We start from the raw sequence: 12,044 nt of genomic DNA on the forward strand, positions 1-12,044 counted from the left end.
ACCTCACGTCTAGTGGGTCAGGCTGATCGCCTGCTCGGGGCAATTCTGCTCGCCGATCTTGGCCTGTAGTTCGGATTCGTCAGAAACTTCCTCGGTGAGCACGACGCAGTGACCGACGTCGTCGGCGTCGAAGACGTCCGGGGCCAAGGTGTAGCAGCGTCCATGCCCGACGCAGCGGTCGGCGTCGACGACGATGCGGCTCATGATGAAGGAAAGGTCAGCGGCAACGATTCCACCGACCGAAGCGCGGCGGTGTACGTCAGGTGGGTACCCGGTTTGATCTCGTAATCGGGTATGCGCCGGTGGAATTCGCGCAGCGCGACGCGCAGTTCCATGCGGGCCAGATGGGATCCCAGGCAGCGATGGGCACCGCCGCCGAACGCGCGATGCCGATTGGGGCTGCGACGGAAGTCGACAAGGTCCGGATCGGGAAACTCCTCCGGGTCGGTGTTGGCCGCGCCGAGCAGCGGGCTCACCCGTTCGCCCTTGCTGATGGGGCAGCCGCCGACCTCGACGTCGCGCATGACGACCCGCACCACACCGGGTACCGGTGTCTCCCAACGCAATAGCTCCTCGATCGCATGCGGCAGGACGTCGGGCTCGGCGACGAGCTGGTGGCGGTGGTCGGGGTGGCGCGCCAGGTAGACGAAGAAGCAGTCGAGCGAGTCGGTGACGGTGTCGAGGCCCGCGATCAGGAACAGGAAGCAGATGTCGAGCAGTTCCTCGCGCGACAGCGGTTGCCCGTCGATCTGGGCCGCGACCATCGCGGACAGGACGTCGTCGCGTGGGCTGGCGATGTGGTCGTCGATGGCGCGGTCGAAATAGTCGTAAATCTGCTGGGCCATCGGGGCTGAAGACTCGTGGCGGCGGTCGTAGCCGGAGTCGCCCTCCGGGCGGATCACGCCGTCCTTCCATTCCAGGAACTGGTCGAGGTCGGCCAGCGGCAGTCCCAGCAGTTGCAGGAAGACCGTGCAGGGCAGCGGCACCGCGAACTCCTCGTGGAAGTCGCATTCACCCCGGTCGGCGAACCGGTCGATCATCTCGTTCACCAATTCGGCGACTTGTGGCTCGCGCCGGGCCATCTCGCGCGGGGTGAACAGCGGATCGAGAATGCGGCGGTACTTTGCGTGATCGGGCGGATCGACCTGCAGCGGGATCAGCGGCCGGATGTTGCCGAGGTCGACGGCGTCCTTCGACGAGAAGATTTCGGTGTTCTTGAGTGCCATCTCAATGTCGGCCAGGCGGCTGAGGACCACCGCCTGCTCCGACCGGAAGACCGGGGTCGACTCGCGCAGTGCCTTGTACATCGGCTGGGGCTCGGCGAGGCCCGTCACTGCCTGGTCGACGTAAGCATTGGCTTCTGTCATCACGACAGCGTGACACCAACGGTCTTGTTGAGCAATGGTCGAATAGTGCAGGTGGCCGCTGGTCAGCCGGTTGCGGGCCGGGTACCGTGTTCGTGCGGACGAGTTGGCCGGGCGGCCGCGGCACGTGCTCGCACGAGTCGAGGAAAGTCCGGACTTCACAGAGCAGGGTGATTGCTAACAGCAATCCGAGGCGACTCGCGGGAAAGTGCCACAGAAAACAAACCGCCACCCTCGCGGTGGTAAGGGTGAAACGGTGCGGTAAGAGCGCACCAGCATTCCGGGTGACCGGAGTGGCTAGGCAAACCCCACCCGAAGCAAGGCCAAGAAGGCCGCACCTGGTGTGCGGCCGCGCAGGTGTTCGAGGGCTGCTCGCCCGAGCCTGCGGGTAGGCCGCTCGAGGCACCCGGCAACGGTGTGTCCAGATGGATGGTCGCCGCCGCGCCGCCGTTGCTTACGCCGCGGCGGCGGGGAACAGAATCCGGCTTACAGGCCAACTCGCCCGCCTCGCCCGGTTCGCCGGGCGTCAGCGCGCCTTTTTCACCGACTTGTCGAGTTTGCGTAGCGCCTCGTCGAGCTGCTGCCGTGAGCTGTCGGCCAGGTCGGCCTCCTGCTGGTAGAGCAGCCCGTAGGTGAAGGTGTCCTCGCCGGCCTCGTGTGCGGCCCCGGCCTGCTGCAGCAGGTGCTCACGGCTGACCACGCTGTCCTGATGATCACCCAGCAGCGACTGGATGGCCTTCGCCTGCTTGGACACGTCGTCGGCGCCGGTCGCCGCCGCGGTGTAGCGAAGCCGCTTGGCGCGCTTACGAATTCGGTGCAGCGCCTCGTCGGGGTCGTGCTCTTCGGAACCCTCGTGATCGGTCTCGTCGGCCCGCGTGGCCTCCGCGTCTTCGGCTTCGGCGGCGGCCTGCTCGGCTTGGGCGGCGGCCTTGGCGGCCTTGCGCACCTTCTTGTAGGCGGTGTCGATGGTGACCGGCGCCGCCTCCTCGCCGGAGGCGGTGACCGGGCTTTCGGCGACCAGAGTTTCCAGCGCGTCGAGCAGACGGAAGTAGCGCTGCGTGCGCATCGCCATCAACGAGCGTCGCCACCCGGTTTGGTAGCGGTGCTGGGCGCCCTCGACCAGACGCACGCGCACCGGCCCGCGCACCAGCTCGGCCGGCAGCCGGTCCAGTTCGGCCTCGTAGCGCTGCGCGAGCACCTCGGCGTCGCGCGCCACGCCCAGCACCCCGGCGAGTTCGCGCAATTCGTCGAGGACCCAGGCGAACGCGCCGTCGGTCAACCCGAGCGACTCTTCGGCGTCGCGCAGCAGACTGCGGATCTTGCGGGTGGTGACCCGCATCTGGTGCACGGAGTCGAAGGCGTCGGCGCGCACCGCGCGGTCCCACACCAGCAGCTCGGCGACCTGCTCGGCCACCGCGCGCTGGACCGGGTCCTCGGGAAGCTGCTTGTCGTCGGACGGCACCGTGCTGCCCAGGACGCGGGCCAGCTTGGAGCCGTGGCCGGCGGGCTGGGCGCCGGCGTCGAGCAGCCGGTTGCTCAACCGGCTCAACAGCTCGGTGTCGGAGGGTCCATCGGCCTCGGCGAGCTCCAGCTCCCACTCGCGCCACTCTTGCTCGACCGGGCCCGAGTCGCTGTCCTCGCTCGCCCCGGCGGCCCACGCGGTCACGTGATCGTTGCTGAACTCCGCCAGCGCGTTGCCCGCGGCGCCGTAGAGCACCTGGCTCTCGCGCCTGGTGGTGATCCGGGCGACCGGCTTGACCGGTCGGTCGCGCACGATCGCCAGCACCACGTCGAGCAACTCGGTCGGCACCGTGTCTTCGGCCGAGGACCCCAGCGGCGCGTGGATCTCGGTGCGGGCGTCGGGCCCGGCCGGCAGCTTCAGGTGCCAGCCCGCGTCGTGGCCACCGGTGCGGCGGCGCAGCGTGATCTTGTTGCGGGCCAGGTCCTGCGCCGGTGTGTCGAAGTACATCGCGTCCAGCGACTGCGTCGGCGACTTCTCCACGTGGGCGACGGCCGCGATGCCCTCGAACGACGGCGTCACGGTCGATTCGACGACGTCGAACTTGCGCTCTACCTCCAAATGACGCGAGGTTTTCGGCGCGTTTCCAGGCATTTTCGGCTCCGTTGGGGGCTCGTCGTCGCGGTCGTGCGAGGGGCGTCGACGGTCGGGGTTAGGCGTACACAGGGTGCCACATCGCGGTTAACGCCCTAGCGCCGCGCGCCCGCAGCGGCGTGTCCGCACGCGCCGGGCGGTCCGGTGACGCGGCCAGGCTACGGCGGCGGGGGCGGCGGTGGGTCTTCGGGCATCGGCGCGTAGTCCGCGGGCGGCGGCACGTAGCGCTGGATGGCATCACCGATGTTCGCGCAGCCGCTCACCGAGATGCGGCGGCCGGCGCCGACGCAGACGCTCGCGTCCGCCTGCCCGGCGGATTGCATGGCGAGAACCATTCCGGGAACCGGGGCAATCGCCAGCACCGCGAACAGTGCCGCGACCCAACGGCGCTTGGTCATCTCCGAGCTCCTTCCTGCCGCCGGCGAGCCGGCTGACGCAGCCGTTGCGGCGGGCGGACAGAGGATTGGAGTATATCGACTCGCGGGCCGTTTACCGGTGCGGTTTTGCTTCGCTTTGGTTTGCGGTGCGGGTAAATTCCGGATACCTGACCAGAGGAGCTATCGATGGTGTTCTGCCTATTCACCACGCCGCGCGCGATTGCCGGGGGAGTAGCTGTCGGCGCGATCTGCGGGGCAATGGCCTTCGCGGCCGCGGGTCCGGCCGCCGCGGATCCGCCGCCTCCGCCGCCGAACTGCACGGCGGCCGACCTGGCCCAGGTCTCGGCCGGCGTGGCCGCGGCGACGTCGGGGTATCTGTTCGCCCACCCCGACGTCAACGACTACTTCACCGGCCTCAAGGGCCAGCCGCGCAGCGACATCGCCGATCAGATCAAGCAGTACATGGACGCCCACCCACAGACGCACGCCGACATGGAAGGCATCCGCCAGCCGCTCACCGATTTTCGCAATCGGTGCGGAATGGGAGACTAACCGCTAGAAGCAGTGTTCGTCGGCCGGGAAGGCTCCGCTGGCCACTTCTTCCGCGTATTGCGTTGCGGCCCTGCGTAATTCATCGCCGATGTGGGCGAACCGCTTGACGAATCGGGCGGCCTTGCCGGTGCTCATGCCGGCCATGTCCTGCCACACCAAGACCTGGGCGTCGCAATTGGGCCCGGCGCCGATGCCGACCGTCGGGATCGTCAGCTTTCCGGTGATCTGCGTGGCCAGTTCCGCCGGCACCATTTCCATGACGACGGAGAAGGCACCGGCCTCGGCGACGGCGATCGCGTCGTGCACGGTCTGCTCGGCCGCGTCCCCGCGGCCCTGCACCCGGAAGCCACCCAGGCTGTTGACGCTCTGCGGGGTGAAGCCGATGTGCGCCATCACCGGGATTCCGGCGGCGGTCAGGCAGGCGATCTGCTCGGCGACCCGCTCGCCGCCCTCGAGCTTGACGGCGTGCGCGCCGCCTTCCTTCATGAACCGGGTAGCGGCGGCCAGCGCCGCGGCGGGCCCGGCCTCGTAGCTGCCGAAGGGCAGGTCGGCGACGACGAGCGCGTGCGGCGCTCCGCGGACGACGCCGCGGACCAGCGGGATCAGCTCGTCGATGGAGACGGGCACCGTGGTGTCGTAGCCGTACACGACGTTGGCGGCCGAGTCACCGACCAGCAACACCGGGATGCCGGCGTCGTCGAACACGCGGGCCGTGGAGAAGTCGTAGGCCGTGAGCATCGCCCACTTGCGGCCTTCGGCCTTCATCTTCTGCAGGTGGTGGGTGCGGATTTTGGTTCGGGGCGCGTCGGCACCCTCGGACGGCGAGTTTGCACCATAAAGGTTTTGCTCAGACATCATTGTCCCTGGTTGTGGTCGGTTCGATCCTCGTGGCCTTGAAGGTCCCCGGGTTCGTCTGACCCCAGTCATTCTGCCATCTTCGCTGTGCGGATGCACCGCCTGGGCGGTGTGACACATACCATGATTTGGGTGCAGCGGCTAACCGGGCTCGACGCCAGCTTCCTGTATCTCGAGACCTCGTCGCAGCCGCTGCATGTGTGCTCGATCCTCGAGTTGGACACGTCGACGATGCCCGGCGGCTACACCTTCGACCGGCTGCGCGACGGCCTATCGCTGCGCATCAGGGCGATGCCGGAGTTCCGCGAGAAGCTGGCGAACAGCCGGCTGAACCTCGATCACCCGGTCTGGGTGGACGACGACGCCTTCGAGCTCGACCGCCATCTGCATCGCATCGGGCTGCCGCCGCCGGGTGGGCGCGCGGAGCTGTCGGAAATCTGCGGCCACATCGCGTCCCTGCCGCTGGACCGCGGCCGGCCGCTGTGGGAGATGTGGGTCATCGAGGGCGTGGCGGGCACCGACTGCCGCCGCTCGGACGGTCTCGGGGCCCGCGTGGCGGTGATGACGAAGGTGCACCACGCCGGGGTGGACGGCGTGACGGGTGCCAGCCTGATGGGCCAGTTGTGCGCCACCGAGCCCGACGCCGCGCCGCCGGAGCCGGTCGAAGGCGTCGGGGGCGCCAGCGGCTGGCGGATCGCCGCGGGTGGGCTGGTGCGGTTCGCGACGCGGCCGCTGCAGCTGGCCAACGTGGTGCCGGACACGGTGTCGTCGGTGGTTGCGACGCTGCGCCGGGTCCGGGACGGCCAGGCGATGGCGCGTCCGTTCGCCGCGCCGCGGACCGCGTTCAACGCGAAGATCAACGGGCGCCGCAACATTGCCTATGCCGAGCTCAACATCGATGACGTCAAGCGGGTGAAGAACCACTTCGGGGTCAAGGTCAACGACGTGGTGATGGCGCTGGTTTCCGGGGCGCTGCGGGCATATCTGGCCGAGCGCAACGAGCTGCCCGAGGCGCCGCTGGTGGCCATGGTGCCGGTGTCGGTGCACGGCAGGTCCGACCGCCCTGGGCGCAACAAGGTCTCGGGCATGTTCGCCAGCCTGCACACCGACATCGGCGATCCGGTGCAACGCCTGCGGGCGATTGCCGATGCGAATTCGGTTGCCAAACAACATAGTTCGTCTATCGGCGCCTCGTTGCTGCAGGACTGGACGCAGTTCGCGGCGCCGACGGTGTTCGGCGTCGCGATGCGGGTGTACGCGAACTCGCGGCTCACCGAGAGCATGCCGGTGCACAACCTGGTGGTGTCCAATGTGGCCGGTCCGCAGGTCCCGCTCTACATGCTGGGATCTCAGGTCAAGGCGATGTATCCGTTGGGGCCGATCTTTCACGGCTCGGGGCTCAACATCACGGCGATGTCGCTGCACGGCAATTTGAACATCGGCCTCATCTCCTGCCCCGAATTGCTGCCCGACTTGTGGGAGTTGGCCGACGAGTTCGGCGTGGGAATGGAAGAACTCCTGGCAGCCGCCCGGTAACGGGCCGGCGAGACCGCTCACAAAAATCTCAGGTTGTCTCTGGCAGCATGTGATGTCATGGGTTTGTCTCGCCGCGACTCGATCGCGCGCATGTTGCTGGTCTGGACGGCGATCGGTGCCGTGGCGTTGCTCCTCGGGGGATGTGTCCGCATCGTCACCGGACGTGCGCTGATGTCCGAACCCAAGCTGGGGCAGCCCGTGGAGTGGACGCCGTGCCGGGTCGTGGGCGGCGGCAAGGTGAAGCTGCCCGGCGGCGCGATGTGCGGCAAGCTCGCGGTCCCCGTCGACTACGACCACCCCGGCGGTGACGTGGCGGTGCTGGGGATGATTCGCTTCCCGGCCACCGGCGACAAGATCGGCTCGTTGGTGATCAACCCCGGCGGCCCCGGCGAATCCGGCATCGACGCCGCGCTGGGTGTCGTGCAGACCCTGCCCAAGAAGGTCCGCGAGCGCTTCGACCTGGTCGGGTTCGACCCGCGCGGCGTGGGGTCGTCGCGCCCGGCGGTCTGGTGCAACTCCGACGCCGACAACGACCGGCTGCGCACCGAGCCGAACGTCGATTACAGCCCGGCCGGTGTGGCGCACATCGAGGACGAGACCAAACAATTCGTCGGCCGCTGCGTCGACAAGATGGGCAAGGACTTCCTCGCCAACATCGGAACCGTCAACGTGGCCAGGGATTTGGACGCCATTCGCGCGGCGCTCGGCGACGACAAGCTGACCTACCTCGGCTACTCGTATGGCACCCGGATCGGGTCCGCCTACGCCGAGGCCTATCCGCAGAAGGTGCGGGCGATGATCCTCGACGGCGCCGTCGACCCCAACGCCGACCCCATCGAGGCGGACCTGCGGCAGGCCAAGGGATTCCAGGGCGCCTTCAACGACTACGCCGCCGACTGCGCCAAGTCGTCCAACTGCCCGCTGGGCACCGATCCGACCAAGGCCGTCGACGTCTACCACAGCCTGGTCGACCCGCTGGTCGACCCGAACAACCAGATGATCGGGCGCCCCGCGCACACCAACGATCCGCGCGGGCTCAGCTACAGCGACGCGATCGTGGGCACCATCATGGCGCTGTACTCGCCGACGCTGTGGCACCACCTGACCGACGGGCTGTCCGAACTTGTCGACCACCACGGCGACACCTTGCTGGCGCTGGCCGACATGTACATGCGCCGCGATCCGCACGGCCACTACACCAACGCCACCGACGCGCGGGTCGCGATCAACTGCGTCGACCAGCCGCCAGTTACGGACCGCGCCAAGGTGATTGACGAAGACCGCCAGTCCCGCGAGGTCGCCCCGTTCATGAGCTACGGGAAGTTCACCGGCGATGCGCCGCTGGGCACCTGCGCGTTCTGGCCGGTGCCGCCGACCAGCAAGCCGCACACCATCTCGGCGCCGGGCCTGACTCCGACCGTCGTGGTCTCGACCACGCACGACCCGGCGACCCCGTACAAGGCCGGCGTGGACCTGGCCAACGAGCTGCACAGCTCGCTGCTCACCTTCGACGGCACCCAGCACACGGTCGTCTTCCAGGGCGACAGCTGCGTCGACGACTACATCACGGCGTACCTGGTCGGGGGGACCACCCCGCCCAGCGGCGCGAAGTGCTAGCGGCTTGTAACCCCGCGCAATAGCCGGCCCGGGCAGCCACGCGAGCCCGAGACCAAGGCGTGACCTTTTCGCGCTGTCACGGGTATTCGCGGCTGCGACGATGTCCTGCATGCCGCGTCTCAAACCGTTGAGTTTGGCGCTGCTGTCGTTAGGTCTGATGCTCGCGGGACAACCCGTCCAGGCCCTTGCAACCCCAGAACCCGGTGCCGGGCAGGGCCCGAACCCGGCGCCGGTTCCGGCTGCCGCGGTGCCGGTGAAGTGGGGCAGCTGCAGCCAATTCCTCAACGACAGCAGCGACGTCCCCACCGCCCAGTGCACCACGGTGTCGGTTCCGGTCGACTACAACAATCCCGGTGCGGCGCAAGCCAAACTGGCGATGATTCGCGTCCCGGCCACCGGCCAGCGCATCGGGTCGCTGTTGCTCAATCCGGGCGGCCCCGGCGGCTCCGCGGTCAACATGGTGGCCGCCATGGCCGCCGACCTCAAGGGCAGCGACATCACCCGCAACTTCGACCTGGTGGGCTTTGATCCGCGCGGCGTGGGGCATTCGACGCCGACGCTGCGGTGCCGCACCGACGCGGAATTCGATGCGTTCCGCAAGGAACCGATGGTCGACTACAGCCCGGCCGGGGTGGCCCACATCGAGCAGCTCTACCGGCAGCTGGCCCAGCAATGCGTGAACCGGATGGGCAACCCGTTCCTGGCCAACGTCGGCACCGCCTCGGTCGCGCGCGACATGGACCGGGTGCGCCAGGCGCTCGGCGAGGACCAGATCAGCTACCTGGGCTACAGCTACGGAACCGAGATCGGCACCGCCTACCTGGCGGGGTTCAGCGACCACGTCCGGACGATGGTGCTTGACGGCGCCATCGACCCGACCGTCGACCCGGTCCAGGAGAACGTCGAGCAGATGGCCGGTTTCCAGACCGCGTTCAACGACTACGCCATGGACTGCGCCCGCTCGCCGGCCTGCCCGCTGGGCACCGACCCGGCGCAGTTCGTCGCCCGCTACCACGCGCTGGTCGACCCGCTGGTCGCCAAGCCGGGCCCGACGTCGGACCCCCGCGGACTGAGCTACGCCGACGCCACCACCGGCACCATCAACGCGCTGTACACCCCGCAGCACTGGAAGTACCTGACCAGTGGCCTGCTCGGGCTGCAGCGCCAGAGCGATGCGGGCGACTTGCTGTTGCTCGCCGACGACTACGACGACCGCGACAAGAACGGGCACTACAGCAACGACCAGGACGCGTTCAACGCGATCCGCTGCGTCGACTCGCCGTCGCCGACGGACGCCCCGAGCTGGGTGGCCGCCGACAAGCAGATCCGGCAGGCCGCGCCGTTCCTGAGCTACGGGCAGTTCACCGGGAACGCGCCGCGCGACCTGTGCGCGCTGTGGCCCGTCCCGGCGACCTCGCAGCCGCACACCGCGCCGCAGGCCCCGCCCGGGAAGGTCGTCGTGGTTTCGACGACGCATGACCCGGCGACGCCGTACCAGGCCGGGGTGAGCCTGGCGCGCCAGCTGGGAGCCCCGCTGATCACCTACGACGGCACCCAGCACACCGCGGTGTTCAACGGCAACCAGTGCGTGGACGCTACGGTGACGCGCTACTTGATCGCGGGGACGGCGCCACCGCCGGCCCTGCAGTGCCGGTCGTAGTGGGCGGTCTCGCCAGCCGCGGGTCTTAAGCTAGGCGCGGGAGGAAATCATGCTGCTCACACTGGTAGCCGGCGCAATCTTCATCGTGGTGGCAGCCGTGGTGACGGTTCGGCGGCTACTGCAATCTCAACCACGGACCTACGCCCGAAAAGCCATGTGGAGCAACCTGCTCCAGTTAGTCGTTGTGGCGATATTCCTCGTTCTGGCCGCCCTCGAGACCCACAACACCAATGCGTTCGTACGCTGGGCGCCACGAGTCACCGTGCTCCTCACCGCGCTCAACGTCGTCGTCGCCCTCGCAACAACTGAACGGCGCGCACGGCCATCCGCGTAACGACTACCGGGCAGCACCAAAACCCGCGCCACAACTCAGCTCCGGGAAGAGCGGGGAGCGGTGGGGGATCAAACGGATCGGCGAATCGTGAGGGTGGATCGGCAACGCAACCCTCGTGCTGTGCAACGGTTTAGGCTGTCGCGACACACGCCGCAAAAAGTATTTGTCAGCTGTCGGTCGACGTGGGGCGCAGCACGCAAATGCCCAGCTCGTGAAACCTTTTCTGCACAGCACTAATTGTTTCCGTAACACAGAATTAACAGCGATTGCCTAGTGTTCGGGGTATGGATCGACAGAAGGAATTCGTCCTCCGCACACTCGAGGAGCGGGACATCCGCTTCGTGCGGCTCTGGTTCACCGACGTCCTTGGGTTCCTCAAGTCGGTCGCGATAGCCCCGGCCGAACTCGAGGGCGCGTTCGAGGAGGGCATCGGTTTCGACGGTTCGTCGATCGAGGGCTTCTCGCGGGTGTCGGAATCCGACACCGTCGCCAATCCCGACCCGTCGACCTTCCAGGTGCTGCCGTGGGCGACGCCCGCCGGCCACCACCACTCGGCGCGGATGTTCTGCGACATCACGATGCCCGACGGCTCGCCGTCGTGGGCCGACCCGCGCCACGTCCTGCGGCGCCAGCTGCAGAAGGCCAACGACCTCGGCTTCTCCTGCTACGTGCATCCCGAGATCGAGTTCTTTCTGCTCAAGCCGGGCCCGGACGACGGGACGCCGCCCGTCCCGGTCGACAACGCCGGCTACTTCGACCAGGCGGTGCACGACTCCGCGTCGAACTTCCGTCGGCACGCCATCGAGGCGCTGGAGTTCATGGGCATCTCGGTCGAGTTCAGCCATCACGAGGGCGCGCCAGGCCAGCAGGAGATCGACCTGCGGTTCGCCGACGCGCTGTCGATGGCCGACAACGTGATGACGTTCCGCTACGTCATCAAGGAAGTCGCGATCGAGAACGGCGCGCGGGCGTCGTTCATGCCCAAGCCATTCGGGCAGCACCCCGGCTCGGCCATGCACACCCACATGAGCCTGTTCGAGGGCGACGTCAACGCCTTCCACAGCCCCGACGATCCGCTGCAGCTGTCGGACGTGGGCAAGTCGTTCATCGCCGGGATCCTCGAGCACGCCTCGGAGATCAGCGCGGTGACCAATCAATGGGTCAACTCCTACAAGCGGCTGGTGCACGGCGGCGAGGCGCCCACCGCGGCGTCCTGGGGGGCGGCCAACCGCTCCGCGCTGGTGCGCGTGCCGATGTACACCCCGCACAAGACGTCGTCGCGGCGCGTCGAGGTGCGCAGCCCCGACTCGGCCTGCAACCCCTACCTGACGTTCGCCGTGCTGCTGGCCGCCGGGCTGCGCGGCGTCGAGAAGGGCTACGTGCTAGGGCCGCAGGCCGAGGACAACGTGTGGGATCTGACGCCCGACGAGCGCCGCACGATGGGCTACCGCGAGCTGCCGACCAGCCTGGACGCCGCCCTGCGTTCTATGGAGGCTTCCGAACTCGTCGCGGAAGCGTTGGGGGAGCACGTGTTTGACTTCTTCCTGCGTAACAAGCGCACCGAATGGGCGAACTACCGCAGCCACGTCACGCCGTTCGAGCTGAGCACCTACCTGTCGCTCTAACTCACAGGCCG

At 68.0% G+C, this 12,044-nt stretch carries 11 protein-coding genes and 1 other RNA gene; 7 read left to right on the forward strand and 5 right to left on the reverse strand.

Features of this window, described 5'->3' with window-relative positions; translation table 11 throughout:
• Nucleotides 1–9 precede the first annotated feature (9 nt).
• Together MRAB57_RS20360 and MRAB57_RS20365 are read right to left on the reverse strand one after the other, a co-directional pair.
• Complete coding sequence (locus MRAB57_RS20360; RefSeq protein WP_077088950.1) at nt 10–204, reverse strand: ferredoxin; 195 nt, start codon at nt 202–204, stop codon at nt 10–12.
• Nucleotides 201–1,367 carry a cytochrome P450 gene (locus MRAB57_RS20365; protein ID WP_077088951.1) on the reverse strand — a complete coding sequence of 389 codons (1,167 nt, stop codon included), beginning with the start codon at nt 1,365–1,367 and terminating at the stop codon, nt 201–203. Before MRAB57_RS20365 ends, MRAB57_RS20360 begins: the two co-directional genes overlap by 4 nt.
• A 99-nt stretch (nt 1,368–1,466) precedes the next feature.
• On the opposite strand from MRAB57_RS20365, the gene rnpB reads away from it, so the two are divergent.
• Nucleotides 1,467–1,869, forward strand: an RNA gene (gene rnpB / locus MRAB57_RS20370) — RNase P RNA component class A.
• A 21-nt stretch (nt 1,870–1,890) separates the two neighbouring features.
• Here rnpB and MRAB57_RS20375 read toward each other — a convergent pair.
• Entirely contained in the window at nt 1,891–3,477 is a 1,587-nt protein-coding gene (locus MRAB57_RS20375) for a CYTH and CHAD domain-containing protein (RefSeq protein ID WP_077088952.1), read from the reverse strand.
• Nucleotides 3,478–3,635: 158 nt separating this feature from the next.
• The gene (locus MRAB57_RS20380) at nt 3,636–3,875 is read right to left on the reverse strand and encodes a hypothetical protein (protein WP_077088953.1); all 240 of its coding nucleotides are present in this window, start codon (nt 3,873–3,875) and stop codon (nt 3,636–3,638) included.
• Nucleotides 3,876–4,040: 165 nt separating this feature from the next.
• On the opposite strand from MRAB57_RS20380, the gene MRAB57_RS20385 reads away from it, so the two are divergent.
• Nucleotides 4,041–4,406, forward strand: coding sequence for a heme-binding protein (locus MRAB57_RS20385; protein ID WP_425436768.1), 366 nt, complete (start codon nt 4,041–4,043; stop codon nt 4,404–4,406).
• Between the two features lie 3 nt (nt 4,407–4,409).
• Here MRAB57_RS20385 and panB read toward each other — a convergent pair whose 3' ends face one another.
• Nucleotides 4,410–5,261: a 3-methyl-2-oxobutanoate hydroxymethyltransferase gene (gene panB / locus MRAB57_RS20390; protein WP_077090721.1), complete on the reverse strand. Its 852-nt coding sequence runs from the start codon at nt 5,259–5,261 to the stop codon at nt 4,410–4,412.
• A 132-nt stretch (nt 5,262–5,393) separates the two neighbouring features.
• On the opposite strand from panB, the gene MRAB57_RS20395 reads away from it, so the two are divergent.
• From MRAB57_RS20395 to glnA, 5 genes are all read left to right on the forward strand, one after another.
• The gene (locus MRAB57_RS20395; protein WP_077090722.1) at nt 5,394–6,797 is read left to right on the forward strand and encodes a WS/DGAT/MGAT family O-acyltransferase; all 1,404 of its coding nucleotides are present in this window, start codon (nt 5,394–5,396) and stop codon (nt 6,795–6,797) included.
• Nucleotides 6,798–6,854: 57 nt separating this feature from the next.
• Complete coding sequence (locus tag MRAB57_RS20400; RefSeq protein ID WP_077088955.1) at nt 6,855–8,414, forward strand: alpha/beta hydrolase; 1,560 nt, start codon at nt 6,855–6,857, stop codon at nt 8,412–8,414.
• A gap of 100 nt (nt 8,415–8,514) precedes the next feature.
• Nucleotides 8,515–10,074 (forward strand): alpha/beta hydrolase, encoded by a 1,560-nt coding sequence (locus tag MRAB57_RS20405; RefSeq protein ID WP_108637969.1) that lies wholly within the window; start codon nt 8,515–8,517, stop codon nt 10,072–10,074.
• Between the two features lie 49 nt (nt 10,075–10,123).
• Nucleotides 10,124–10,408 carry a hypothetical protein gene (locus MRAB57_RS20410; protein ID WP_077088957.1) on the forward strand — a complete coding sequence of 95 codons (285 nt, stop codon included), beginning with the start codon at nt 10,124–10,126 and terminating at the stop codon, nt 10,406–10,408.
• A 284-nt stretch (nt 10,409–10,692) separates the two neighbouring features.
• On the forward strand, nt 10,693–12,033 hold the full coding sequence (gene glnA, locus MRAB57_RS20415) for a type I glutamate--ammonia ligase (RefSeq protein WP_077088958.1): 1,341 nt from the start codon (nt 10,693–10,695) through the stop codon (nt 12,031–12,033).
• Nucleotides 12,034–12,044: the final 11 nt, after the last annotated feature.

This window comes from Mycobacterium rhizamassiliense, from assembly GCF_900157375.1.
Taxonomy (GTDB): Bacteria; Actinomycetota; Actinomycetes; order Mycobacteriales; family Mycobacteriaceae; genus Mycobacterium; species Mycobacterium rhizamassiliense.